Origin of the sequence: Rhodococcus sp. 11-3 (genome assembly GCF_023704055.1) — a bacterium.
In the GTDB taxonomy this organism is placed as follows: domain Bacteria; phylum Actinomycetota; class Actinomycetes; order Mycobacteriales; family Mycobacteriaceae; genus Rhodococcus; species Rhodococcus aetherivorans.
The window spans coordinates 1,536,369-1,562,051 of sequence record NZ_CP080406.1 but is presented as its reverse complement, the minus strand read 5'-3'; the positions used below and the strand labels follow the sequence as shown (position 1 = coordinate 1,562,051).

Here is a 25,683-nt window from a genome sequence, read left to right as displayed (position 1 = left end):
ACGGTCAGGTCACGAACGGAGGACGGCAGTCGATGCACACTTGCACTCCACGCGCCGACAGCCGTCCCGGCAGCGGGTTCGGTGACTTCGAGTCCACGGAGGCCACCGACCATCTCTATCCGGGCCACTGGCAGCCGCACGAGCGTTACCTCGACGAGGGCCCGGCGGACGATCTAGACGTCTCGAGCATTGTGAACTTCCGCAACACCAGCACCACCGAGCAGTACGAATTCTATGGCACCGAGCCGGCCGAGCCGCTCACCGCCCCCGGATCACCCGACGGCGATCTGGCCGCCCCCACTCGTCGCGGCGGCGCCCACCGGGTTCCCACTCCCCCCGCCGCCCTCAAGGGCCGCGCCGCGGTCCTCGCGGTCGCCGCCGGCGCCGTCGTCGCCGCGGGCCAGGCCGCCGCCAGCGGCCCCGCCCAGGAGTCCGAGCACTCCGAGGTCGCCCTCGCCGCGGACGCCACCGACTCGCACGTCATCACCGCCACCGCGGTGCCGCAGGCCGCGCAGTTCGCCCCGGAGACCGAGTCCGAGGGCGCCGCCCCGTCCCAGGCCCCGCAGGTCCTCAACATCGCGGACCCGAACGACCTCTCCCAGTTCTCGAACTTGCTCGCCAAGGGCCAACGGTTCAGCGAGGAGCGCGCCGCCCGCGAGGCCGCCGCCCGCCGCCCGCTGTTCGTCCTTCCGGCCGCCGGCGTCTTCACCTCCAGCTACGGTGCCCGCTGGGGCACCCTCCACGCCGGGGTGGACATCGCCGGTCCGATCGGGACCCCGATCCTCGCGGTCGCCGACGGCACCGTCATCGACTCCGGTCCGGCGTCCGGCTTCGGCATGTGGGTGCGCCTGCGCCACGCGGACGGCACCGTCACCGTCTACGGCCACATCGACCAGTCCATGGTGACGGTCGGTCAGCAGGTCATGGCCGGCGACCAGATCGCCACCATGGGCAACCGCGGCCAGTCGACCGGCCCGCACCTGCACTTCGAGGTGCACCTCAACGGCATCGACAAGATCGACCCGCTGCCCTGGCTCGCGACCCGCGGCATCTCCCTCGGCATCCGGAACGACTGACCTCCGGCGCTTCTCGCGAAACGGGCCCCGCACCGGCTGGTGCGGGGCCCGTTTCGCGTCCGGCCGGGAACCCGGGGTCAGAGCTTGACCATCGGCACGCCGCCGACGAGCATCAGCCGCACCTTCCCGGCGCTGCCGAAGTCGATGACCACCGTCGCCGTCGGCCCGGAGCCGCGGGTCTCGAGGACCGTGCCGAGGCCGTACTTGTCGTGGCTGACCCGGTCGCCGACGGCGAGCACGAGATGGTTGTTACGCGAGCGCGCGGCCACGAAACTCGGTGTCGACTGCCGGTCGTCGCCGAACCGGGACGCTCCGCCCCCGAAGCCGGAGCCGACTCCGCCGTAGCCGCCCCGGCCCCGGCCGGCTCCGATGGCGTGACCACCGGCCACCCCCGGATCCTCCCGGCGCCACTCCACGAGTTCCTGCGGAATCTCTTGCAGGAAGCGCGATTCCGGATTGGTCACCGGCTGCCCCCAGGCCGAGCGCAGCACCGCCCGGCTCAGGTAGAGGCGCTGCCGCGCGCGGGTGAGCCCGACGTAGGCCAGGCGCCGTTCCTCCGACAGCTCGGCCGGGTCGCCGAGCGCTCGCATGTGCGGGAACTGCCCGTCCTCCCACCCGGTCACGAACACCACCGGGAACTCGAGACCCTTGGCGGTGTGCAGCGTCATCAGGGTGACGACCCCGTCGCCCTCCTCGGGGATCTGGTCGGCGTCGGCCACCAGCGACACCCGTTCGAGGAACGCGGCGAGCGAGCCGGGCTCGGGCTCCCCCTCCGCGCCCTCCCGTTCCTCCTCGAGGCCCGCGGCATTGCGGGCATCCGAACTGAATTCCCTTGCCACGCTGACCAACTCGTTGAGATTGTCGAGCCGCGTGCCGTCCTGCGGGTCGTCGCTGGCCTCGAGCTCGGCGCGGTAACCGGTGCGGTCGAGGACCGCCTCGACGACGTCGCCGATGTCGACGAGGTCGTTGCCGTCGGCGTCGGTCTCGGTGAGCATCCCCCGCAGCTCGTCCATGAGGTCGACGAACGCGGCGATGGCCTTCTGCGAGCGGGTGTTCAGCAGGGGCACGGTGCCCTCGGCCGCGTCGCGCAGGGCCCGGCCGAACCCGACCGCCGTGCGTTCGGCGTGCACCGCCACGCAGGCCTCCGCGCGGTCGCCGATGCCGCGACGGGGGGTGTTGAGGATACGGCGCAGGCTGACCGTGTCGTCCGGGTTGGCGAGCACCCGCAGGTACGCGACGAGGTCGCGAACCTCCTTGCGCTCGTAGAAGCGCACGCCGCCCACCACCCGGTAGGGCACGCCGTGCCGGATGAACACGTCCTCGAGGGCACGGGAGGAGTTGTTGGTGCGGTAGAACACCGCGACGTCGGCGAACCTGGCCTCACCGGCGTCGACGAGCCGGTCGATCTCCGCGGCCACGAACTGCGCCTCGTCGTGCTCGTTGTCGGCGACGTACCCGGTGATCGGTTCCCCCGCGCCGGAGTCCGTCCACAACCGCTTCTCCCGTCGTCCGGTGTTGCGCGCGATCACCGCGTTGGCCGCCGAGAGGATGTTCTGGGTGGAACGGTAGTTCTGCTCGAGCAGGATCGTGCGAGCGTCGGGATAGTCGCGTTCGAACTCCTCGATGTTGCGGATCGTCGCGCCGCGGAACGCGTAGATGGACTGGTCGGCATCGCCGACGACACACAGCTCCCCCGGCGCGACCGCATCGTCCGTCACGGTGTCGTCCGCACCGCCCACGAGCGTGCGCACGAGCACGTACTGCGCGTGGTTGGTGTCCTGGTATTCGTCGACGAGAACGTGGCGGAACCGTCGGCGGTAGTACTCCGCCACCTGCGGATGCGCCTGCAACAGTGCCACCGTCTCGCCGATCAGGTCGTCGAAGTCGAAGGCGTTGGCCGCGCGCAGCCGCTGCTGGTAGTGCGCGTAGACCCGCGCGACGATCCGCGGCAGTTCCGCCGCCTCGCGGTCCGCGTCGGCCGCGGCCTCCTCGGGGCCGATCAGCTCGTTCTTGAGATTGGAGATGTGCGTCGCCAGCAGCCGCGCGGAATACCGCTTGACGTCGAGGTCGAGATCCTTGGCGATCATGGTGAGCAGCCGCCGGGAGTCGTCCGCGTCGTAGATGGTGAAGTTCGAGTTCATCCCCGACAGCAGCGCCGACTGCGCCCGCAGGATCCGCACGCAGCTCGAATGGAACGTCGACACCCACATGCTGTTCGCGCGCGGACCGACGAGGTGGGCGACGCGCTCGCGCATCTCGGCGGCGGCCTTGTTGGTGAACGTGATCGCCAGGATCTGGCCCGGCGCCACCCCACGCTCACCCAGCAGGTACGCGATGCGCCGGGTCAGCACCGCCGTCTTGCCGGAACCGGCCCCCGCGACGATGAGCAGCGGAGACCCCGTGTGGGTCACGGCCTCCCGTTGCTGGGGATTGAGTCCCTCGAGCAGCGCGTCGGGGGTCATCGCCCGCACCCCCGAATTCGACGCGGGGACGGGACGGCCGGAGGCAACGGGTGTGTTCATCGTGGTACCAAACTACCGGCGATCGCCGACAGCCGTGCCGGCCGGGCCGGGGCGATTCGGCAGGTATGCCTTACTTGGCCGGTTCGGGGACGGGTGGCAAACTGAACGTCATGTCATGCGCTCCACGTCGCCACTATCGGCGACACTTCCATCGGTGTGAGAGCCGATGACCGAGGCCTGACCACACCCGAGGCTTCGGCTGCTGCGCCACCGAAGTCCCGAGCCGACGGCCGGACCGGTAACGCCCGCAGTATCCGAAGCGATCCCAGAGCTGACGCGAGGAGACGACATGAGCACCAACACCGAGGCCGCCGGTTCCGGAGCCAGCGCATCCGACGCTGCCCTGCCCACCACCGAGGCGGAGATCGACGAGCTCCGCAAAGAGATCGACCGGCTCGACTCCGAGATCCTGGCGGCGGTCAAACGCCGCACCGAGGTCTCGCGCATCATCGGCCAGACCCGCATGGCCTCCGGCGGTACCCGCCTGGTGCACAGCCGCGAGATGAAGGTTCTCGAGCGCTTCAGCGAGCTGGGCCAGGAGGGTCACACCCTGGCCATGTTGCTGCTGCGGCTCGGCCGCGGCCGTCTCGGTCACTGAGGCCACGGCCGTCTCGGTCACCGAGGCCACGGCCGTCCGGGTCACCGAGGCCACGGCCGATTCGGTCACCGAGTCCCGCCGGTACGCCCCCGAGCCCGTCGGTCCCGACGCTCGGGGGCGTCACCGTCGCGCAGGTCACTGCAGCGCGATGTACTTCGTCTCGAGGTACTCCTCGATGCCTTCACTGCCGCCCTCGCGGCCCAGCCCGGAGGCCTTGACACCGCCGAACGGCGCCGCCACGTCGGAGATCACGCCCCGGTTGACGCCCACCATGCCGGACTCGACGGCCTCGGCCACCCGCAGCGCCCGGTCCAGGCTCTGCGTGTAGATGTACGCGGCCAGTCCGTATTCGGTGGCGTTGGCCGCATCGATCGCCTCCTGCTCGGTGTCGAACCCGGCCACGGCGGCGACGGGGCCGAACACCTCCTCCCGCAGGATCCGGGCCTCGGCCGTCACCCCGTCGAGCACGGTCGCCGGGTAGTACCACCCCGGGCCGTCGGGGACGGATCCGCCGAGCCGGAGGCTCGCCCCGGCCCCCACCGCGTCCTGCACCAGCGCGCCGACGGTCTCCCGCTGGCCGGCGTTGATCAACGGCCCGAGTGTGGTGCCGGGGTCGGTGCCGCGCCCGAGCCGGTACTGCGCCATCCGCTCGGTCAGCTTCTTCACGAACTCCTCTCGCACCGAGTTGGCGACGTGGAAGCGGTTCGCGGCCGTGCACGCCTCGCCGCCGTTGCGTAGCTTCGCGGCCAGCGCGCCCTCGACCGCGGCGTCGAGGTCGGCGTCGTCGAACACCAGGAACGGCGCGTTGCCGCCCAGCTCCATCGACGTGCGCAGCATCGCCTTCCCGGCCCGCTCGGACAGGGCCCGGCCGACCCCGGTGGAACCGGTGAAGGTCAGCTTGCGCAGGCGGGGATCGTCGATCAGCGGACCGGTGACCGCCCCGGCGCGCGACGTCGGCAGCACGGACAGCACCCCCTTCGGCAGGCCGGCCTCGGCGAACAGCTGGGCGAGCAGCAGCATCGTCAGCGGGGTCTCCGACGCGGGCTTCATCAGGATCGTGCAGCCCGCAGCGAGGGCGGGACCGATCTTGCGGGTGCCCATCGCGAGCGGGAAGTTCCACGGCGTGATCGCCAGGCACGGTCCCACCGGCTGCTTCGTCACCAGGATCCGTCCGTTGCCCGCGGGCGCGTGGGTGTAGCGGCCCGCGATCCGCACCGCCTCCTCGGCGAACCAGCGGAAGAACTCGGCACCGTACTTGGCCTCGGCCCGGCTCTCCGGCAGGGCCTTGCCCATCTCCAGGGTCATCAGGAGCGCGAAGTCCTCGGCACGTTCGGTGATCCGCGCGAACACCGAACGCAACAGTTCGCCACGTTCGCGCGGCGGGGTCGCGGCCCACTCGTGCTGGACGGCCACCGCGGCGTCGAGGGCGCGGACGGCGTCCGCCGGACTCGCGTCGGCGACGTCGGTGAGCGTGTCGCCGGTGGCGGGATCGTGGACGGGGAAGGTGGCGCCGTTCTCTGCGGCCACCCACTCCCCGCCGAGGAACAGTTCTGTCGGTACGGTCCGGATCAGTTCTTCGGTGTCCATGACCCACATCATGCGCTCCACGACCCGAGCGGATTCCGAACCCGCCGGTAACTGCGGCCCCGCACTAGGCTCTGAATTCATGAGCGACGTGACTCGAACCGCACCGTGGCAGCAGCTGTCCCAGCACCGTTCGGAGCTCGAGGCGGTGGATCTACGGGGGTTGTTCGCGGCGGATCCGGGGCGGGCGCAGCGGTTCTCGCTGACCGTCGGGGAGTGGTACATCGACTACAGCAAGCATCGGATCACCGACACCACGGTGGGGTTGCTGCTCGAGCTGGCCCGGGCGTGTGGGCTCGAGGCCCGCCGCGATGCGATGTTCGCCGGGGACCGGATCAACACCACCGAGGACCGGGCGGTGCTGCACACCGCGCTGCGGCTGCCGCGGTCGGCGACGCTGACCGTGGACGGCACCGACGTGGTCGCCGAGGTGCACACGGTGCTCGACGCGATGGCCGGCTTCGCCGAGAAGGTCCGCTCGGGCACCTGGCGCGGCGCCACCGGCGAGCCGATCGCCACGGTGGTGAACATCGGGATCGGCGGCTCGGATCTGGGCCCGGCGATGGTGGCGCGGGCGTTGCGGCACTGCGCCGACGGCCCGGCGGTGCGGTTCGTCGCCAACATCGACCCGGCGGATCTGACCGCGCAGCTGACCGGCCTGGACCCGGCCACCACGCTGTTCGTGGTGGCGTCGAAGACGTTCACCACCGTCGAAACCCTCACCAACGCCACCGCCGCGCGGCGCTGGCTGGTCGCCGCGCTCGGCGAGGACGCCGTCGCGGCGCATTTCGTGGCGGTGTCCACCAACGCGAGCAAGGTCGCCGAGTTCGGCATCGACCCGGCGAACATGTTCGGGTTCTGGGACTGGGTGGGCGGGCGGTACTCGGTGGGCTCGGCGATCGGGCTGGCGGTGATGTGCGCGATCGGGCCGGTGCGCTTCGCCGAGTTCCTCGCCGGGATGCACACCGTGGACGAGCACTTCGCCACCGCCCCGCTGGAGGCGAACGCGCCGGTGCTGCTCGGGCTGCTGGGGGTGTGGTACGCGTCGGTGCTGGGGGCGCAGTCGCGGGCGGTGCTGCCCTACAGTCAGGACCTGGCCCGGCTGCCGGCGTATCTGCAGCAGCTGACCATGGAGTCGAACGGCAAGAGCGTGCGGCGGGACGGGACGGCGGTGGACCACGACACCGGGGAGATCTTCTGGGGCGAGCCGGGCACCAACGGGCAGCACGCGTTCTACCAGTTGCTGCACCAGGGCACCCGGCTTATCCCGGCCGATTTCGTCGGGTTCGCCGCCGCGTGCGAGGACCTGCCCACCCGGGACGGGACCGGCAGCATGCACCAGATCCTGCTGGCGAACATGCTCGCCCAGGCCAAGGTGCTCGCGTTCGGGCGCACCGCGGCCGAGGTCGCCGCCGACGGCACCGACCCGGGGTTGGTGGCGCACAAGGTGATGCCCGGCAACCGGCCCTCGACCACCCTGCTCGCCCCGGCGTTGACCCCGGCGACGCTGGGCCAGTTGATCGCGTTGTACGAGCATCAGACCTTCGTCCAGGGCGTGATCTGGGGCATCGACTCGTTCGACCAGTGGGGCGTCGAACTCGGCAAGACCCAGGCCCTGGCCCTGGCACCGGCCCTGACCGGCGCGGCGGACCCCGACACCGGCGACACCTCCACCGACACCCTCGTCCGCACCATCCGGCGGTGGCGTCAGAAGTAGAGCAGGCACCCGTCACGGCGGGCTTGCACCGGTTTCCGACTGCGGAAACGGGGGCAAGCTCACCGATTCGGGCGCAAGCTCCGCCGCTCAGGCGGCGTGCGGGCGGGACCAGCGGCGCGTCGTGTGCACCCGGCCGCCGCTGTCCACGAGCCGGGCGGCGAGATCGTACTGCTCGAGCCACCGCACCGCCGGCGCCCCGCGGCGCAGCGCCGCCGCGGCCGCGGCGTCGGCCCACAGCGCGTCCCCGGCGATGACGGTCACCTGCGCCCACCGCCCGGCGACGTCGTTTCCGCCGTTCTCTTCCACCTCGTCGGGTTCGGCGGCGCGCACGCGCGTCGCCATCGCGCTGCCCGCCGGAAGTTCGACCGTGCCGGCTCCGGGGATGGCCACCTGCCAGCCCCCGGCGGGGCTGTGACCGGCGGTGGCCGTCACGTCGCCCATGCGCACCAGGACACCGCATTCGAGACTGCGTGCGACGGTCGCGGCGGCCCGATCGGCCGTGTCGGCCCTGGCCGTTTCGGTGATGTCGAGGTTGACGCCGAACGGGGCCAGCACGGTCTCGCCGTCGAGGTGGATGTCGCTGTAGTCCGGAAGCGGATGGATGGGCGGGGTGGCCTCCTCGTCGATTCCCGCGTCGTCGGCCGACAGGGGGCTCACCGCCCCGTCGGTCATCCGGGCGACCCAGAGCGCCGAGCGCAGCAGCGCCGACAGCCGCGGACTGACCTGCACGGGAATGCCCTGGGCGAGATTGACCTCGTGGATCTCCGCGTCACCGCGCAGGGGGTTGCAGGCCGCCTCGGATTCTGCGATCGCGGCGCGCACCAGCGTTTCGGCCTCCACCAGTGCGGCGCACTCGGTGACGGCCACCTCGACCGGGACCCCCCACTCCCGCCATTCGCTGCTGCTGATCATGAGGGGCTCCGGCCTCGCTCGACGATCGTTGTCGTTACCCCAGTATGCCCCTGCGGATCGTCGCCGGTCGGATGCGCGCGAGAATCGCCACTGTTCAGATGCGCGCGAGAATCGCCGCGGTGTCCACGCCGGTCGGCATGGTCCCCAGGGCGATGCCCCAGTCGTCGCCCAGCCGCGTGGCGCAGAAGGCGTCCGCGACTGCGGGATGCCCGTGGCGCACAAGCTGTGCCCCCTGCAGCACCAGCGCCATCAGCTCCACGATCCGGCGGGCCCGGTATTCGACGTTCTCGAGGTCGGCGAGTTCCTTGCCGACCCGGGCCACGGCGTCGTCGAGCCGGGGGTCGGCGCCCTCGGCGAGGCGCAGCTCGGCGAAGAACGCGTCCACGGTCTCGGGCTGCTTGACCATCGCCCGCAACGCGTCGAGGGCGGCGACGTTGCCGGAGCCCTCCCAGATCGACATGAGCGGTGCCTCGCGGTACAGCCGCGGCATCCCGGATTCCTCGGCGTAGCCGTTGCCGCCGAGGCATTCGAGAGCCTCCGCGGCATGCGCGGGGGCGCGCTTGCACACCCAGTACTTGGTGACCGCGAGGGCGATGCGGCGCAGCGCCGCCTCCTGCGGATCGGTCGACGCGCGGTCCGTCGCGCCGGCGAGCCGCATCATCATGGTCGTCGCGGCCTCCGACTCGACGATCAGGTCGGCGAGCACGTTCCGCATGAGCGGCTGGTCGACGAGCAGGGCGCCGAACGCCTTCCGGTGCCGGGCATGATGCACCGCGCGCAATGTCGCCGCGCGCATCCCGGTCGCCGAGCCGATGACGCAGTCGAGGCGCGTCATGTTCACCATCTCGATGATGGTGTTGACGCCGCGGCCCTCCGCACCGACGAGCCAGCCGGTTGCGCCCTCGTATTCGATCTCGGAGGAGGCGTTGGACTTGTTCCCGAGCTTGTCCTTGAGCCGCTGGATGTGGATGCGGTTGCGGCTGCCGTCGGGAAGCACCCGCGGCAGCAGGAAGCACGAGACGCCGCTCCCGGTCTGCGCCAGGGTGAGGAACAGGTCCGACATCGGGGCGGAGGTGAACCACTTGTGCCCGACGATGCGATAGCTGCCGTCCGCCTGGGGGGTCGCCGTCGTCGTGTTGGCCCGCACGTCCGATCCGCCCTGCTTCTCGGTCATGGACATGCCGGCGATCAGGCCGCGCTTGGTGGACGGTTCGCGTAGCCCGAAGTCGTAGTGCGGGGCGGCGAGCAGCGGCTCGTACGTCGCGGCGAGTTCCGGGTTGTGCCGCAGCGCCGGGATCACGGCGTACGTCATGGAGATCGGGCACATGTGTCCCGCCTCCGCCTGGCCCCACACGTAGAACTTGGCGGCCCGGGCGACGTGCGCACCGGCCCGGGGGTCGCGCCACGGCGCCGCGTGCATGCCGTGCTCGACGGCCACCGTCATGAGGTCGTGCCAGTGCGGATGGAACTCGACCTCGTCGATGCGGTGCCCGTAGCGGTCGTGGGTGCGCAGCACGGGCGGGTACTCGTTGACGAGCCTGCCCCAGTCCTGCGCGCGCACACCGCCGGCGAGCGCGCCGATCTCCCGGACCTCGTCCTCGGCCCAGGCCGCGCCCTCGCGGCGCAGGCCCTCGAGCAGCGCCGGGTCCGCCGCCGCCTGGTAGGGCACCAGATCCGGGACCTGGTTGAACACCTCGTGAGTGGCGGGAAAGTTCACCGGGTGGGGGGCGGGCGAATTCACTGTCGGGCTCCTATTGCGCGTAGGGCGAATGCGACGAGTTCGGGAACGGTGTCGGCGGCGGCCGCACCGGACTGCAGCGGACCGGTGAGGACCTCGCCGACGGCGCCGACGAGGGCGGCGGCGGCGAGGGCCGCGTTCCGGGGGGCGAGATCGCCCGAGTCGATGCCCCGGCGGACGGCCCCTTCGAACGCGGCCGCGAAGGCGCGGCGCAGCACCAGGCGCTCGGCGTCGACGGCCGCGTCGACGGGTTCGGCGAGCAGGGCGTAGGCCAGGGTGGGGTTGCGCATGGCGCGACGGGCGAAGGTCTCGACGACGGCGGCGACCTGCGCGGCGGCGCCGTCCGGCCGTGCCGTCTCGGCGGCGGCGACCACGGCGTCGACCTCCCGCCCGCACAGGCTGCGGAAGATGCGCACCATCAGCTCGGACTTGTCCACGTAGTGCCGGTAGACGCTGCCGGTGGCGACGCCGGCCCGCTCGGCGACGGCCGCGATGGACAGGCCCTGGTAGCCCCGTTCGGACAGCAGGCTCACCGCGGCGTCGGCGATCGCGTCGCGTTGCGCGTCGAGCCGTTGCTGCACGGCGGGGGTCCGGCGGTAGGCCACGAAAGAATTGAACCTCGATTCATAGCTTGGGTCAAGGATCGCGGCTACCGTCGGGGAGGTGAACCGGCTCAGCGTGGTGGACGAGATCTTCCTGCACAGACACCGTGGCCTCGGCATGCCCGTCGCCCTGCAGGGACTGTGGCGCACCGGCGACACCGTCGGCGCCCCCCTGCTGATCTCGCTGCACGACGCGCTCGGCCGCAGCCCCCTCGGCCGGCGCGTCGTGCGCCCGCACGTCCCCGGCGCGCGCCCCCGGCTCGAACCGGGTCACCACAGCTACCCGCTGCGCTACCCGCCCGAGCCGATCCCCGCCGCCGACGTCCTCGCCTGGGCGGACCAGCAGGCGGAGGTGGACGTCAACCCCGAACTCGGACCGGGATGGGCGCTGACCGCCACCCGGGTCGAGGGCGGCGGGACCGTCGTCTCGCTGGTGTGCTCGCACGTGCTCGCCGACGCGCGCGGCCTGATCGACGCCGTCGCCGACGCGCTGGCCGAGCGGATCCGCCCGTCCGACCCGGCGCGCGTCTCCGACGTGCGCGACGCCGCGCGCCTGGTCCGGCGCGTCGCCCGGGGCATGCGCCGGGCCCGCTGGTCCCCCGCCACCGAGAAGCCTCCGCGGCCCCGCCCGATCCGCTCCCCGGCGCGCACGGCACTGCTCGACGTCGATGCGACCGCGTGGGACACCGCGGCGAACGCGGCCGGCGGCACCCCCAACTCCCTCTTCCTCGCGCTCGCCGCGGGCATCGCCCACCGCGCCGGGCTCGACTGGCCGCTGCGGATCGCGGTGCCCGTCGACGGCCGCACCGCCGCCCCCGGCCTCCCCGACGACGGCGCCGGCAACGGAGTGACGATGACCGAGGTGGTGGTCGACGCGTCCGACACCCCGGCCTCGATCCGCCACCGCGCCCGTGCGGCGTACACCCGCCGCCGGGAGGGGGCGCCGCACGGCCTGCCGGACGAGGTGCTGCAACTGCTGCCCGACCGGCTCGCCGCGCGCCTCGCCGCGGGGGCCGGCGAGCGGGACCTGCTGTGCTCCAACATCGGGCCGCTGCCCCCGGTGCTCGACGGATTCGGCCCGCACCGCACCACCGGCGTCGCCACCCGCGCCGTCCACCCGGGCCTCGCGACCGCCCGGGCCTCGACGTCCACCCGGCTCGCCGCGTACCTGTGCCGGCAGGGCGACCGCTACACCCTCGCCCTCGTCGCGCTCGACGACGAGCACTTCCCCACCCGGGCCGCCCTGCGCGCGGACACCGACGCCGAGCTCGCCGCCCACGGGCTGCACGGCCGGCACTGGTAACCGCGGCACCTATGACTCGGCGTCACGTACAGTTCGAGCATGGCGGCTGAGACCCTTGTCACTGTTCCCGACGGCGCCCTGCGCGGCACCCGCATCGGCGACCTCCTCGCCTGGCGCGGCGTCCCCTACGCGGCACCCCCGGTGGGACCGCTGCGGCTGCGCGCCCCGCAGCCGGTGCAACCGTGGACCGGTGAACGCGATGCCACCCGCTTCGGCGCCGCGGCGAGCCAGCATCCGCGCGGCCTGACGATCGGTTTCCGGAAGCAGCAGCCCGCGAGCGAGGACTGCCTGACGCTCAATGTGCTGGCGCCCGCGGCGCCCGCCGCGACGCCGCGGCCGGTGCTGGTGTTCATCCACGGCGGCGCCTACACGCTGGGCACCACGGCGATGCCGCTCTACGGCGGGGAATCGCTGGTGCGCCGCGGTGACGTCATCTACGTGTCGATCAACTACCGGCTCGGCAGCCTCGGCTATCTCGACTTCACCCAGTTCTCCACGGCGGAAAGGCCTTTCGACTCGAACCTGGGGCTGCGCGACCAGGTCGCCGCGCTGGCATGGGTGCGCCGCAACATCGCCGCCTTCGGCGGGGACCCCGACAACATCACGATCTTCGGCGAATCCGCCGGCGGCAACGCCGTCACCACCCTGCTCGCCACACCCGCCGCCGCGGGACTGTTCGCCCGCGCCGTCGCCCAGAGCTCGGCACCGAACCTCGTCGTCGACGCCGACCACGCGGCCGAGTGGGCGCGACGTTTCGTCGAACTGCTCGGCGCAGAACGAGATTCCGCGGTCGCGGCGCTCGAGTCCGCGACCCCGGCGGAGCTCGGCCGCGCCGCCCAGCGGCTCAGCGGGCGCATCCTGCACCAGACGCCCGGCCTGCACGCGTTCGGTCCCGTCATCGACGGCGACTACCTACCCACCGCCCCGATCGAAGCCTACGAAACCGGTGCCGCACATCGGGTTCCGCTGATCATCGGCACCAACGCGCGGGAGGGCACGCTGTTCCCGCGGGTCCTCGACGCGCTGCCCACCAATCAGCTCCGCATCGAGCAGATGTTCGGGCTCACCGATCCCACGGCCCAGGAGCGTGTCGTCGCGGCCTATCCCGGCTACCCGGAGGCCCGCGCGGCCGTCGATCTCGGCGGCGATCTCACGTTCTGGCATCCCTCGATCGAGATCGCCCAGGCCCACGCCCGCCACGCCCCCACCTACAGCTACCGGTTCGACTACGCGCCGCCGCTGCTGCGCTGGACCGGCTTCCACGCCACCCACGCGTTCGAGCTGCTCGCCGTGTTCGGCCAGGCCGACACCGCGCTCGGCCGGGTGGTCACGGTCGCCGGGGGCCGGCGCGCGCTGCGCACGGTGAGCGACACGGTGCAGCGTCAGTGGCTGCACTTCGCGCAGGAGGGCGAGCCGCTGCCGTCGTGGCCGCGCTACGACGAGCGTGACCGCGCCACCGTCATCTTCGACGACCCGACGCGCGTGGAGTACGACCCGTGGCGGGAGCGGCGGCTGGCCTGGGCCGGGTACCGCGGCTACCGCGGTCTCGCGCTGCCGCAGGCGGGAGCGGTCACTTGACCACGGTCAGCAGGAACACGACGTCCTCGAGCGCGGTGACGCTGTGCCGGACGGTGGGCAGCACCAGGTAGTCGCCGGTTGAGCCCTTCCAGGAGTCGTCGCCGGCGATCAGGGACAGCCGCCCGCCGAGCACCTGCAGCGACCCCTCGCCGGGGCCGTCGTGCTCGGCGAGTTCGTGGCCGGCCAGCAGTGCCACCATCGTCTGCCGCAGATGCTTGGCGTGCCCGCCCAAGATCGTCTGCGAGCTGCGGCCGCTGCTCGATGCCGCCGCCAGCTTCAGTTGCTGTCGCGCCAGAGCCGTGAGGGAAAGCTTGTCCATGGCAGCCCTTCCTGGTCGGGGTACGCCCTCGCAGTATGGCCCACCGGGCGCGCCACCGGTCAGGTTCGCGCGTACCGGACGAAGCGGAACCCGATTCCGTCGCCGGATTCCTGCCGCGCGCCGACGTCCACGGCCGTCCACCCGGGACCGATCCGCGGGGCGAAGGCGTCCGCGCCGACCTCGAGGTCCACCTCCGTGACGAGCAGCCGCGTCGCGTGCGGCATGGCCTGCGCGTAGATCTGGCCGCCGCCGATGACGCAGACGTCACCGCCGCCGGCGAGCGCCAGGGCCTCCGGCACGCCGTGGGCCACCTCGGCGCCCGCGTCCGACCAGGCCGGGTCGCGGGTGACGACGATGTTGCGCCGGCCGGGCAGCGGCCGGAACCGCGGCGGCAGCGACTCCCACGTCAACCGGCCCATGATCACCGGTTTACCCGTCGTCGCGGCCCGGAAGTGCGCCATGTCCTCGGGGATGCGCCACGGGATCGCGCCGTTACGGCCGATGCCGCCGTCGCGGTCCTGCGCCCAGATCAGGACGATGTCGCCCGTCTCCGTCATACCGCGACCGGCGCCTTGATCGGCGGGTGGTGCCGGTACCCGGTGATCTGCACGTCCTCGTACTCGTAGTCGAAGATCGACCCGCGCCGGTTCAGCTCCAGGGTGGGATACGGGTAGGGCGCGCGGGAGAGCTGCTCGGTGACCTGCTCGACGTGGTTGTCGTAGATGTGGCAGTCCCCGCCCGTCCACACGAACTCGCCCGGCTCGAGGTCGGTCTGCTGGGCCACCATGTGGGTCAGCAGCGCATAGCTGGCGATGTTGAACGGCACGCCGAGGAACAGGTCGGCGCTGCGCTGGTACAGCTGGCAGCTGAGCTTGCCGTCGGCGACGTGGAACTGGAAGAACGCGTGGCACGGCGCGAGCGCCATCCGGTCGATCTCGCCGACGTTCCACGCGGAGACCACGATGCGCCGCGAGTCGGGGTCGGTTCGGATCGTGTCGATCGCCTTGGTGATCTGATCGATGTGCCCGCCGTCGGGGGCGGGCCAGGAGCGCCACTGCACCCCGTAGACGGGACCGAGCTCGCCGTCGGCGTCGGCCCACTCGTCCCAGATCGTGACGCCGTGCTCCTGCAGCCACTTGACGTTCGAGTCGCCGCGCAGGAACCACAGCAGCTCGTACACGATGGACTTCAGGTGCACCTTCTTGGTGGTGATCAGCGGAAAGCCCTGCGAGAGGTCGAAGCGCATCTGGTGCCCGAACAGGCTGCGCGTCCCGGTGCCCGTGCGGTCGGCCTTGGGCGTGCCGGTGTCGAGCACCAGGCGGAGGAGGTCTTCGTACGGGGTCGGCACGGCAGTCACCACGACAGGCTATCGCCCGTGCGTGGTTGTGGTCGTTGGGGCAGCCCGAAGCACGCACGGGCGATAGCCTGACTCCATGCCCGAGCTGCCCGAGGTGGAGGCCCTGGCGGTGTTCCTGCGCGAGCACGCCGTCGGTGCCGTCGTCGGCCGGATCGACGTGGCGGCGCTCAGTGTCCTGCAGACCGCCGACCCGCCGATCACCGTGCTGCAGGGCCGCGACGTCACCGGCGTGTCCCGCTTCGGGAAGTTCCTGGCCGTCGACTGCGCCGGTCTGTGGCTCGTCACGCACCTGTCGCGGGCGGGGTGGCTGCGCTGGCAGGACAACCCGTCGCCGGCACCGCCGAAGCTGGGCCGGGGGCCGCTCGCGCTGCGGGTACACCTGTTCACCCCCGACGCCGCCACCCCCGCCTTCGACCTCACCGAGGCCAGCACCCGCAAGCGCCTCGCCGTGTGGATCGCCGACCGTCCGCAGCAGGTGCCCGGCATCGCCCGGCTCGGTCCCGACGCCCTAGCCGTCACCGCCGACGAGCTGGCCGCGCGGCTGGCGGGCAGCACCGCACGCCTGAAGACCGCCCTCACCGACCAGCAGGTGCTCGCCGGGATCGGCAACGCCTACTCCGACGAGATCCTGCACGTCGCCCGGCTGTCGCCGTTCGCGCCGGCGGGCCGGCTCACCGACGAGCAGCGGCAGGCGCTGTACGACGCGCTGCGCACGGTGCTCCTCGACGCCGTGAGCCGTTCCGTGGGCCAGGATGCCGCGCGGCTCAAGGGTGAGAAGCGGTCCGGGATGCGGGTACACGCCCGCACGGGCCTGCCGTGCCCGGAGTGCGGCGACACCGTCCGCGGGGTCGCCTACGCCGAACGTTCCTTCCAGTACTGCCCCACGTGCCAGACCGGCGGGAAGATCCTCGCGGACCGGCGGCTGTCGCGGCTGGTCAAGTGAGTGGTGTCGTTCGGGACCCGCGCAGATCCGGAAGGACACCACGGCGGTAGCGTGCGGCTGTGACGGTTCTCGACGGTCTCCGCGGGGGTGCCCGCACGCTCGACCCCGGCTACTTCGCGCTCGTGATGGCGACCGGCATCGTGTCGATCGGCATGCACCTGCAGGGCCTGGTCACGGTGTCGGCCGCGTTACTGCTGGTGTCCGTCGCCGCCTACGCCGTCCTGCTGGTGTTGACCGGGTGGCGGCTCGTGCGGTTCCGCGGCGAGGTCCGCACCGACCTCACCGACGCGAGCCGCGCGTTCGGGTTCTTCACGTTCGTCGCGGGCAGCAACGTGCTGGGGATCCGCCTGACCATGCACGGGTGGCACTCGACGGCGGCGGTCCTGCTCGTCGGCGCGGCCGCGACGTGGCTCGTGCTCGGCTATGTGATTCCCTGGACGGCGGTGCTCGGCACTCGCAGACGCCCGGTGATCGCCAAGGCCAACGGCAGCTGGTTCGTGTGGGTGGTCGCGGCCCAGTCGGTCGCGCTCGCCGCAGCCACCCTCGAGCCGATCTACGACGACCTGCGGCGGCCGCTGTCGCTGGTGGCCGTGTTCGCGTGGTCGGTCGGCCTGTTCCTCTACGCCGCGGCGGGCGTGTTCGTCGCGGCCCGGATGATGCAGTATCCGCTCCGGCCGGTGGACCTCACGCCGTCGTACTGGGTGTCGATGGGCGCCGCGGCGATCACCGTGGTGGCCGGCTCACGCATCGTGGCGATGGAGTCGGCCCCGATGGTCGACGCCACCCGTGGACTCGTCGCCGGGCTGGTGGTGGTGTTCTGGGCGTTCGCGACGTGGCTGCTGCCCGCCCTCGTCGCCGCCGGGTGGTGGCGGCACCGCACCCACCGCATCCGGCTGCGCTACGAGCCGGGCCTGTGGTCGGTGGTCTTCCCGCTCGGGATGTACGGCGTCGCCGGGGTCTACCTCGCCGAGGCCGACGAGTTGCCGTGGGTCGGGGTGGTCGGCAGGACGGAACTGTGGGCGGCCGTGACGGTGTGGGCGGCGGTGTTCGCGGCGATGCTCGTGCACCTGTGGCGCACGGTGCTGCGTCCGCGTCCGGCTACCGTGGGCCGGTGACGACCGAGGACCTCGACGACGATTCCGTGCACGGCGTGCTGCACCACCCGGCCGGTGTCCCGCGCGGCGCGGTGGCGCTGACCCACGGGGCCGGCGGCAACTGCGACGCGGCGATCCTGCGGCAGGTGTGCAGCGCGTTCGCCGACGCCGGGTTCCTCGCGTTGCGGTTCGACCTGCCGTTCCGGCGCCGGCGGCCGAAGGGGCCGCCGCAGCCGTCGCGAGCGGCGGAGGACCGGGCCGGGATCGCGGCGGCGGCCGAGGCGATGCGGGTCCGCACAGTCGGCCCACTCGTGCTCGGCGGCGTCTCGTACGGCGGCCGGCAGACGTCGATACTTGCCGCCGAGCAGCCCGACGTCGCGGACGCGCTCGTACTGCTGTCCTACCCGCTGCACCCGCCGGGCAAGCCCGGGAAGGCCCGCACCGAGCACCTGCCGTCCCTGACGGTGCCGACGGTCTTCGCGCACGGCGACCGGGACCCGTTCGGCACCCTGGACGAACTGCGCGCCGCGCTGACCTTGATTCCGGCGCCCGTCGTGCTGGTCCCGGTGACCGGCGCGGCGCACGACCTCGGCAAGGCGAAGACCGATCCGGCACTGCCGATCGTGCACGCCGTGTCCGGACTGCTCTCGGACACGGCGTCCCGGCCGTGACACCCGGGGCCGCGGGTGTCACGCGTCGGTGGCGTGGGCCCGGCCGGAGGGCGGTGACCGCTGCCCTCGGGCCGGGCCTGGCCTCGTGTAGATCCTCGACGGCGGCGGCCGGGGCGGTCTGTCGCATCCTCCACGAGCCGACCCGCCGTTGTGGCCGGTGTCAGGCCGCCAGTTCGCCCCTCCAACCTCCGACGGGACGCGGAAGCCGGGGCTAGAGTCGATCAAGTCGGACGTGGGAGCAGGGGAGGTGGGCGGTGCCTACGTCTCGGTTGCGGACCAACGCGAGGACCCTGCCGATCATCCTGGCCCTGTCCCTCGCCTTCACGATCACGGTCGTCGACCCGCTGGTGCTGAGCCTGAATCTGCCGCAGGTGAGCCGGGCCCTCGACGTGCCACCGCAGGTCGTCGGATTGCTGGGCGGTATGGCGACGCTGGTGATGGCCGCAGCCGTCCTCGCCGCGGGCAACCTTGGCGACGCGTTCGGGCTTCGACGCTTGCTGAGGTCGGGACTGGTCGTCGTCACGGTCGCCAATCTGCTCTCCATGCTCTCGCCCAACTACGCTTTTCTGCTTGCGATGCGCGTCTTGGACGGATTGGGAATGACGGCGCTGCTCGGAGTGCCGCTGGCCCTGCTCAAGACGTCCGTGACGGACAAGCAGCGGCCGACGGCCATCGGCGTTTTCGTGGCCATCGAGATGGTTCTCTGCGGGGTACTCCCGGCGTTGACGGGCTGGGCGGTGGCGGCCGTCGGCTGGCGAGTTGTGTTCCTGGTCGCACCGCTGCTTGCCATGATCTCGCTTCTGCTGACGGCGAGGTACGTCCCGGAGACGCCCGTTCAGCATCGCGCTCGGCTGGACGTGGCCGGCGTCATCCTGGTCGGTATGGCCCTCCTGGCACTCGTCATCGGACTGGCAGCCGCGCAGAACGGCGTCTTCCGGCCCGAGACATGGCTGCCGCTGGCCGTGAGCGTGGTCGCCGCCGTGCTTTTCGTTCGCCACGAACACCGCACTCCCCAACCGGCACTGGACCTGGCTCTGTTCGGAAACCGGCCCTTCAGCGTGGCTCTGGCGGCGGCCTTTACGCTGAATTTTCTCATGGCAGGGCTCGGCATCGTCCTGGGGCAGTTCGGCAGTGTGGTGCTCGCGCTGTCACCGGAGACCATCGGCCTGTTGTTCCTCCCCGGCACACTGCTGATCGCCGGTTTCGTGGTCTTGTCCGGGAGCCTGGTGGGGAAGTTCTCGCCGAGACCGGTGATGGTCGTCGGCCTCCTGCTCATGGCAGCCGGCGGACTGCTGATGGCGGGCACGGTCAACCCGGCAATGGCGCTGTGGTTGCTCGTGGCGGCCGTATGGCTGTACAACCTGGGCTCGATGGTGACCTCCACATCGGTATCCGAGACGGTGCTCTCCCAGGCGCCGAGCGGGCAGTCCGGAACGGTGGCTTCCGTGCAGTTGGCCTTCGGGATGACCGGCTATGCGTTCGGGCCCACCGTGTACCTGCTGCTTCTCAACGTATTCTTCCAGCGAGAATGGCTGGCCGACACCGAGGCACGCGGGCTGACGGCGACTCAGGGCGAGCAGGCCGTGGATGCCGCGCGTAGCGCGGTGGCGCAGAGCCCCGGCGGCGCCGGGTACGACCCGAACTTGCTTCGGCAGGTGGGCGGTCTCGATCTCGGAGCGGACTTGGCCGACGCGGTGCGACTCACCATGCTGACTGTCAGCGCCCTGCCGATCGCTGTGGCGGTGGCGGCCTTTGTGCTCATGTCCCGCCGCAAGAGGCCGATCAGGACGGTACGCAGGTGACCACCAGCACGTCCCTACGTGCCGGCTTGCCGCGGTCGATCGCTCGGATCGGCGAAACACCGTGCCGGGTGCAACGGTCGTCGCCCAGAAGGAAGGTGCCGGGTTCGCGCAGGGTCGTCGTCAGAAGGCGATCGCCCTCCGGGCCGAACACCGAACTTTCGCCGCCGAGGGCATTGTCGACGCCGATCAACAGGGAACTGACCAGCGTGACACCGTCGCGGTGCACGCCCTCGGGCGTGGGCCGGCCCTCGTCATCCGCCGTTGCGACCACGCGGAACGGATGCACCCAGACCGTCCATTCGGGAGCTTCGTCGAGGACCGGCGCGATCCGGCCCACCAGCTTCACCGTGCGCTCGAACAGCGGATCTTCGAGGAACGCGGCTGTCAGCGGTTCGAAATGGCGGTCTCGTGCGAGGTAGAGGGCGTTGGAGTCGTCAGGCTGTACGAATTCACGGTGCGCCGTCGGCGCCAGCGCGCCGTCGGCCGCCCGGTACCGGAACCGGCCGTAGCGCCGCAGCCGGTGAACGCCCTGTTCTGCCGCGTACGGGTCGGGCGCAAGCTCCTCCCAATGCGCGGAGAACCGAACCCACGCATCGGCGTCGGCACCGATGGATCGCCACAGGTCTGCCGCCGACATCAAGAACGTGCCCACGGAGGCGAGTGCTCGCCGGGCGGCTTCGACCGGATCCGTGCCGGCCTCCGTACCTCCCGCGGCTTCTTCCCTCATCTGCTCAGAGGTAGCAAGGACGGTCCCGACGCGCAACCATCGCCGGTGCAGACGGATGAACGCAGCTGCCCACCGAAAAGGCGCCGAACGAAATCCATTGGGTCGAAGAGCGCGAACGCCACCGTCGGCACGGCGAGTTGCCCCGAAGCGGCCTCCGCCCGCCCGACGCGGCAGGCCCCGGTCAGGGAGTCTGCCGCGCCCGGCGTAACCGGTCGAGATCGTCCTGCACCCGTGCGCTCACGGCCACCGGATACGGCGCTCCCGCCTCGTCGAGGGAACGAAGCGCCTGCGGAAGAGCGTCGATCTGCTGCCGTGCACGCCGTCGCGCCGCGTCGAGTCCGGCGTCGTACTGCGACAGCCGCCGCCCGCCCCGCATCACGGGCACCAGCAGCGGCTCACCCGGGAGGTTCTCGTCGGGCCGGCCGATGATGTCGCCTGCGAAGACGCCGTCGTCGACCCGGCGGTACACCTGCTTGCGCCCGGGAGGGAGGACCTTGCCGCTCGACAGCTTCGTCCGCCCGACGCCGGCGTACTCGACGAGCTTGTACGCCATGTCGAGCGTGGGCGCGTCCTGGGCGACGGAGAGCTGGGTGCCCACCCCGAAGCCGTCGATGGGACAGCCGTCGGCCAGCAGTGCCGCCACGCTGTACTCGTCGAGGCCCGACGAGGCGAAGATCCGGACGTCGTGCAGACCCGCCGCGTCGAGCCGGGCGCGCGCCGCCTTCGACAGCGCCCCGAGATCCCCGGAATCCAGCCGGACCGCCCGCACGTCGAACCGGTCGCCCAGTCGCTCCGCCAGTTCGACGACCAGGTCGACGCCGCGGAGTGTGTCGTAGGTGTCGACGAGCAACGTCGTGCCGGGGTTGAGCCGGGCGAACGCCTCGAAGGCGTCGAACTCGTCGTCGAACGCCTGGACGAAGCTGTGGGCCATCGTGCCGAACGCGGGTATTCCGTATTCCTTGGCCGCGCGCAGGTTGGAGGTTCCCGCCGCACCCGCGAGGTAGCTGGTCCGGGCGACCTCGAGGGCGGCGTCGGTGCCGTGGGCCCGGCGCGCCCCGAAATCCACCACCAGCCGCCCGCGGGCGGCCTCGACCACCCGCGCGGCCTTGCTCGCGAGGACACACTGCAGGTGGATCCGGTTCAGAACGAAGGTCTCGACGAGCTGCGCCTCCAGGATCGGCGCGACGACCTGGACGATCGGCTCGTTCGGAAAGACGACGGTGCCCTCCGGCACGGCCCACACGTCGCCGGTGAAACGCACCCCGGCGAGCCGCTCGAGGAACTCGTCGGAGAACAGGCCGAGGCCGCGCAGGTACTGCAGGTCGTCCTCCTCGAACCGGAACGCCTCGAGGAAATCGAGCACGTCGGGCAGGCCGGCGGCCAGCACATAGGACCGCCCCGGCGGAAGCTTGCGGAAGAACGTCTCGAACACGGCCGTGTCCGACATTCCCAGAGCCAGATAGGCCTGCGCCATCGTGACCTCGTACAGGTCGGTGAACAGCGCGGCACCGCGCGGCGGAACTCCCATGGCAGCCGTCACCCGTCTCCGTCGAACCCGGCCCGTCCGGGCCCGTTCTCCATATGCGGATTCTCACACGCCGGCGACGGGCTGCGGCCGTGTTGCCCCCTTTTGCCGCGGTGCACGGACCGGCACGCAGGGCCGCGCGAGGAGTGCACCTATGCTGACGGGTGTGAGCGCTCCCGGTGACAACGGCACGATCGACGACACCGCCGACATCGACGGACTGCTCGCCGAGATCCGTGAACGGCTCACCGACACCGTTACCACCCCGGCGAGCATGCAGAGCCTGCTCGAGGCGGTGCTCGTCGTCGGGTCGGGCCTCGAACTCGACTCCATGCTGCAGCGCATCGTCTCCGCGGCCGTCGCGCTGCTCGGCGCCCGCTACGGTGCGCTCGGCGTGCGGGCGCCCGACGGCGGGCTGTCGGAGTTCGTGTACGTCGGCATCGACCCGGCCGAGCGCAGCCGCATGGGGCACCTGCCCGAGGGCCGGGGCCTGCTCGGCCTGCTCATCAACGACCCGCGGCCGGTGCGGATCGCGGACCTGTCGGAGCATCCCGCCTCGATCGGCTTCCCACCCGGCCACCCACCGATGAAGAGCTTCCTCGGCACGCCGATCATGGTGCGCGGCAGGGTTTTCGGGAGCATCTATCTCACCGAGAAGATCGACGGTCCCGCCTTCACCGAAGAGGACGAGGTGATCCTGAAGGTCCTCGCCACCTCCGCGGGCGTCGCGATCGACAACGCCCGCCTGTTCGAGGGGTCCCTCACCCGCGAACGCTGGCTCGAGGCGGTGGCCGCGATCAACTCACGGTTGCTGGTGGGCGGTTCCGTCGACGAGACCCTGGCGCTCCTGGTCGACCGGGTCCGGGACCTCGCCCACACCGTGGGCACCTACGTCCTGCTGGTCGACGGCACCGAGGGGACCGTCCGGGCCGCCGCCGCGCCCGGCCCGCCGGCGACGGGCTCGCGTCTCGACCTCACCGATTCTCCTGTGCTGCAGGCGATCCGCACCAGGCGCACACTGATCACCGACAACCTCGAGGGGCTTCCGGCAGCCGGCGCGGGCCGCGCCGCGATCCTGCCGCTGTCCGCCACGTCGGGGGTCACCGGCGTACTGATCGCCACCCGGTCGGCCCGTTCCGATGCGTGGGACGACGCGGAGGTGACGCGCCTTAAGTCCATGGCCGACCTGGTCACGGTGGCACTCGAATTCGCGGCGCAACAACGCAAGAAGCGGCTGCTCGACGTGCTCGCCGACCGGGACCGGATCGCACAGGATCTGCACGACAACGTGATCCAGCGCCTCTTCGCCACCGGGATGAGCCTGCAGAGCACCCTGGTGCCCGGCACCGATCCGGACCGGGTCGCGGACATCGTCCAGCACGCCGTCGAGCAGCTCGACCGTACGGTCCGCGAGATCCGCACCACCATCTTCGATCTGCACACCACCGGCGCCGCGGCGTCGACCAGCCTGCGGCGGCGGCTGCTGGATGTGGTCGGCGACCTGACCACTCAGTCCCCCGTGGCGCCGAACGTCCAATTCGCCGGCGCCATCGACACTCTCGTACCCGCACGCATCCATCCGCATGCCGAGGCGGTGCTGCGGGAGGGACTGAGCAACGCGCTGCGCCACTCGCAGTCGGAGAAGATCTCCGTATCCGTCACCGCGGGCGACGAGTTCACGATCGAGATCGTCGACGACGGCATCGGACTGCCGGACACCCCGCGCCGCAGCGGCCTCGCGAACCTCGAGCGGCGCGCCCAGCAGTGCGGCGGACGCTGCAGCACCGGACCCGGCGAGAGGGGCGGGACGCGCGTGCTGTGGCAGGTCCCCCTGTGACCCGGGGTCCCCGTCAGACCTCGCGCTGCTTGCGCAGCTCGGTGGCGAGCACCGCGGCCTGCGTGCGGCGCTGCATCCCGAGCTTGGCCAGCAGCCGCGAGACGTAGTTCTTGATCGTCTTCTCCGCCAGGAACAGCCGCTCGGCGATCTCGCGGTTGGTCAGGCCCTCCCCGATCAGCTCGAACACGGCCCGCTCCTGCTCCGACAGCTCGGCGAGCGGGTCCGCCGTGCGGGACGCGCGGATGCGTTCCATGAGCGCGGCCGTCGCCCGGCTGTCGAGCAGCGAGCCGCCGGCCGCGACGGTCCGGATCGCCGAGACCAGGTCGGTGCCGAGGATCTGCTTGAGGACGAATCCGGACGCGCCCGCCATGATCGCGTCGAACAGGGCCTCGTCGTCGGCATAGGAGGTGAGCATGAGCGCCCGCAGCTCCGGCATGCGGGCCCGCAGCTCGCGGCACAGTTCGACGCCGTTGCCGTCGGGCAGGCGCACGTCGAGCACCGCCACTTCGGCTCCGCTGCCCGGGATGCGGGCCAGCGCCTCACCGACCGACGCGGCCTCCCCGACAACCGTGAAGTCGGGCACGCTGTCGAGCAGGTCGACCAACCCGCGCCGCACGATCTCATGGTCGTCGACGAGAAATACCCGAGGCATCGTCCCTCACCTTTCCTGACACCGGCATTGCGGTGACCATCGTCTCAGCTCGCTCGCGCGCCGCCGACCCCGGGCCGTTCGACGGCAGTTTCGGGACCTTCGGCACATGCGCCCGGTGCAGCCCGCGGGCGATGCTCGGACAGTCATCCTCGATGAGCCGTGCGAGGTGACCGACCAGGACGAGGAGGCTGCGATGTCCACGGTGCCCGACACCTGGTCCACGAGCGACACCGAGGTGATCGCGCGTGCCGTGATCGAGGCCCCCTCGATCCACGACACTCAGCCGTGGAACCTGCGCCTCCCGGCCCGCACGGCCGAACTCGAGGAGCGGGTCGAGTTCGCCGCCCCCGGCCAGGACCCCCTGCGCCCGGATCGGCTGATCTCGTGCGGAGCCGCCGTCGCCAACCTCGAACTCGGCATCCGGGTGCTCGGCTGGAGCACCCGGACCCTGCTGCTGCCCGAGCCGGAGCGGCCCGAGCTGATCGCACGGATCGAGGCAGCGGCGCCGGCCACTCCTTCGAGCACCGACCTGGGGTTCTTCGCCGCCATCTCGCACCGGCGCAGCCACCGCGAGTCGTTCGCCCGGATCCCGGTGCCGGCGACCACCATCGCCGACGTGATGGCCGCCGCCGACCTCCCCGGGGTCGAGGTTCGCCTGCTGGCGTCGGACGAGGCCCCGGCGCTCGCCGACATGCTCACCTACTCGGCCGACGCGATGCGCCGCAATCCGTACTACCAGCGCGAGATGTTCCGGTGGACGTCGCACTGGCACCCCGAGGGCAACGCCGAGGTGGTGACCGACTGGGGCGCCGATCTCGACGCCGGCGGACCCGCCGGGCGCGCGCTGATCACCACCGGTGTGCCGGACACCGCCGAACTCGCGGCGGCCATCGACCGGGAGACCGTGCTGGTGTTCTCGGTGCACTCCGGCGATCCGATCGACCTGGTCCGGGTGGGCATCGCGTCCGAGCGGGCGTGGCTGGCGGCGGTCGACGCCCGGTTGTCGGCGTCCGTACTCACCTATCCACTGCGCGTGGAGGATTCGGCTGACCGGCTCGCCGAGCGGATGGACATCGACGGCCTGCCGCAACTGATCATGCGCATCGGGTTCTGACCCGACCGAACC

General features: G+C 71.6%; 22 protein-coding genes. 11 read left to right on the top strand and 11 right to left on the bottom strand.

What is annotated here, in order from left to right; translation table 11 throughout:
- Positions 1–32 precede the first annotated feature (32 nt).
- Positions 33–1,076, top strand: coding sequence for a M23 family metallopeptidase (locus KZJ41_RS07360; RefSeq protein WP_065922906.1), 1,044 nt, complete (start codon positions 33–35; stop codon positions 1,074–1,076).
- 77 nt (positions 1,077–1,153) lie between these two features.
- Here KZJ41_RS07360 and pcrA read toward each other — a convergent pair whose 3' ends face one another.
- Positions 1,154–3,598 (bottom strand): DNA helicase PcrA, encoded by a 2,445-nt coding sequence (pcrA, locus tag KZJ41_RS07355; RefSeq protein WP_373566466.1) that lies wholly within the window; start codon positions 3,596–3,598, stop codon positions 1,154–1,156.
- A 289-nt stretch (positions 3,599–3,887) separates the two neighbouring features.
- Between pcrA and KZJ41_RS07350 the strand changes: the two genes are divergently transcribed.
- Entirely contained in the window at positions 3,888–4,196 is a 309-nt protein-coding gene (locus tag KZJ41_RS07350; protein WP_029541984.1) for a chorismate mutase, read from the top strand.
- Between the two features lie 135 nt (positions 4,197–4,331).
- Here KZJ41_RS07350 and KZJ41_RS07345 read toward each other — a convergent pair whose 3' ends face one another.
- Entirely contained in the window at positions 4,332–5,783 is a 1,452-nt protein-coding gene (locus KZJ41_RS07345; protein WP_029541981.1) for an NAD-dependent succinate-semialdehyde dehydrogenase, read from the bottom strand.
- Between the two features lie 79 nt (positions 5,784–5,862).
- Here KZJ41_RS07345 and pgi point away from each other — a divergent pair, with 79 nt between their 5' ends.
- Complete coding sequence (gene pgi / locus KZJ41_RS07340) at positions 5,863–7,497, top strand: glucose-6-phosphate isomerase (protein ID WP_251550402.1); 1,635 nt, start codon at positions 5,863–5,865, stop codon at positions 7,495–7,497.
- An 87-nt stretch (positions 7,498–7,584) separates the two neighbouring features.
- On the opposite strand, the gene KZJ41_RS07335 is transcribed toward pgi, so the two are convergent.
- The 3 genes from KZJ41_RS07335 to KZJ41_RS07325 all read right to left on the bottom strand — a co-directional run bounded on the left by KZJ41_RS07335 (position 7,585) and on the right by KZJ41_RS07325 (position 10,752).
- Positions 7,585–8,409: an FAD:protein FMN transferase gene (locus KZJ41_RS07335; protein ID WP_065922909.1), complete on the bottom strand. Its 825-nt coding sequence runs from the start codon at positions 8,407–8,409 to the stop codon at positions 7,585–7,587.
- Positions 8,410–8,503: 94 nt separating this feature from the next.
- Positions 8,504–10,126: an acyl-CoA dehydrogenase family protein gene (locus KZJ41_RS07330; RefSeq protein ID WP_044475732.1), complete on the bottom strand. Its 1,623-nt coding sequence runs from the start codon at positions 10,124–10,126 to the stop codon at positions 8,504–8,506.
- Between the two features lie 20 nt (positions 10,127–10,146).
- Complete coding sequence (locus KZJ41_RS07325) at positions 10,147–10,752, bottom strand: TetR/AcrR family transcriptional regulator (protein WP_029541968.1); 606 nt, start codon at positions 10,750–10,752, stop codon at positions 10,147–10,149.
- A 58-nt stretch (positions 10,753–10,810) separates the two neighbouring features.
- Between KZJ41_RS07325 and KZJ41_RS07320 the strand changes: the two genes are divergently transcribed.
- Both KZJ41_RS07320 and KZJ41_RS07315 read left to right on the top strand, forming a co-directional pair.
- Positions 10,811–12,052, top strand: a complete 1,242-nt coding sequence (locus KZJ41_RS07320; RefSeq protein WP_050034745.1) for a hypothetical protein — start codon at positions 10,811–10,813, stop codon at positions 12,050–12,052.
- Positions 12,053–12,091: 39 nt separating this feature from the next.
- Positions 12,092–13,630 carry a carboxylesterase/lipase family protein gene (locus tag KZJ41_RS07315; protein ID WP_065922910.1) on the top strand — a complete coding sequence of 513 codons (1,539 nt, stop codon included), beginning with the start codon at positions 12,092–12,094 and terminating at the stop codon, positions 13,628–13,630.
- On the opposite strand, the gene KZJ41_RS07310 is transcribed toward KZJ41_RS07315, so the two are convergent.
- From KZJ41_RS07310 to KZJ41_RS07300, 3 genes are read right to left on the bottom strand one after another with little or no spacing between them, the layout of a single operon-like run.
- Positions 13,623–13,949, bottom strand: coding sequence for a cupin domain-containing protein (locus KZJ41_RS07310; RefSeq protein WP_006933250.1), 327 nt, complete (start codon positions 13,947–13,949; stop codon positions 13,623–13,625). The genes KZJ41_RS07315 and KZJ41_RS07310 overlap by 8 nt on opposite strands.
- A gap of 59 nt (positions 13,950–14,008) precedes the next feature.
- On the bottom strand, positions 14,009–14,506 hold the full coding sequence (locus KZJ41_RS07305) for a dihydrofolate reductase (protein ID WP_050034744.1): 498 nt from the start codon (positions 14,504–14,506) through the stop codon (positions 14,009–14,011).
- On the bottom strand, positions 14,503–15,297 hold the full coding sequence (locus tag KZJ41_RS07300) for a thymidylate synthase (protein WP_006933254.1): 795 nt from the start codon (positions 15,295–15,297) through the stop codon (positions 14,503–14,505). The genes KZJ41_RS07305 and KZJ41_RS07300 overlap by 4 nt, the downstream gene beginning before the upstream one ends.
- A gap of 85 nt (positions 15,298–15,382) precedes the next feature.
- Here KZJ41_RS07300 and KZJ41_RS07295 point away from each other — a divergent pair, with 85 nt between their 5' ends.
- From KZJ41_RS07295 to KZJ41_RS07280, 4 genes are all read left to right on the top strand, one after another.
- Complete coding sequence (locus tag KZJ41_RS07295; RefSeq protein WP_251550400.1) at positions 15,383–16,249, top strand: Fpg/Nei family DNA glycosylase; 867 nt, start codon at positions 15,383–15,385, stop codon at positions 16,247–16,249.
- Positions 16,250–16,308: 59 nt separating this feature from the next.
- The gene (locus tag KZJ41_RS07290; RefSeq protein ID WP_251550398.1) at positions 16,309–17,364 is read left to right on the top strand and encodes a tellurite resistance/C4-dicarboxylate transporter family protein; all 1,056 of its coding nucleotides are present in this window, start codon (positions 16,309–16,311) and stop codon (positions 17,362–17,364) included.
- Positions 17,319–18,014, top strand: coding sequence for an alpha/beta family hydrolase (locus KZJ41_RS07285; protein WP_373566465.1), 696 nt, complete (start codon positions 17,319–17,321; stop codon positions 18,012–18,014). Before KZJ41_RS07290 ends, KZJ41_RS07285 begins: the two co-directional genes overlap by 46 nt.
- A gap of 269 nt (positions 18,015–18,283) precedes the next feature.
- Entirely contained in the window at positions 18,284–19,816 is a 1,533-nt protein-coding gene (locus KZJ41_RS07280) for an MFS transporter (protein WP_065923522.1), read from the top strand.
- On the opposite strand, the gene KZJ41_RS07275 is transcribed toward KZJ41_RS07280, so the two are convergent.
- Positions 19,797–20,543 (bottom strand): 2OG-Fe dioxygenase family protein, encoded by a 747-nt coding sequence (locus KZJ41_RS07275; RefSeq protein WP_251550950.1) that lies wholly within the window; start codon positions 20,541–20,543, stop codon positions 19,797–19,799. The genes KZJ41_RS07280 and KZJ41_RS07275 overlap by 20 nt on opposite strands.
- A gap of 181 nt (positions 20,544–20,724) precedes the next feature.
- Positions 20,725–22,071, bottom strand: a complete 1,347-nt coding sequence (locus KZJ41_RS07270) for a nicotinate phosphoribosyltransferase (RefSeq protein ID WP_065922915.1) — start codon at positions 22,069–22,071, stop codon at positions 20,725–20,727.
- A 151-nt stretch (positions 22,072–22,222) separates the two neighbouring features.
- On the opposite strand from KZJ41_RS07270, the gene KZJ41_RS07265 reads away from it, so the two are divergent.
- On the top strand, positions 22,223–23,905 hold the full coding sequence (locus KZJ41_RS07265; protein ID WP_065922916.1) for a GAF domain-containing sensor histidine kinase: 1,683 nt from the start codon (positions 22,223–22,225) through the stop codon (positions 23,903–23,905).
- Positions 23,906–23,918: 13 nt separating this feature from the next.
- Here KZJ41_RS07265 and KZJ41_RS07260 read toward each other — a convergent pair whose 3' ends face one another.
- The gene (locus KZJ41_RS07260; protein ID WP_029541947.1) at positions 23,919–24,557 is read right to left on the bottom strand and encodes a response regulator transcription factor; all 639 of its coding nucleotides are present in this window, start codon (positions 24,555–24,557) and stop codon (positions 23,919–23,921) included.
- A gap of 193 nt (positions 24,558–24,750) precedes the next feature.
- On the opposite strand from KZJ41_RS07260, the gene KZJ41_RS07255 reads away from it, so the two are divergent.
- Entirely contained in the window at positions 24,751–25,671 is a 921-nt protein-coding gene (locus tag KZJ41_RS07255) for a nitroreductase family protein (protein ID WP_029541945.1), read from the top strand.
- Positions 25,672–25,683: the final 12 nt, after the last annotated feature.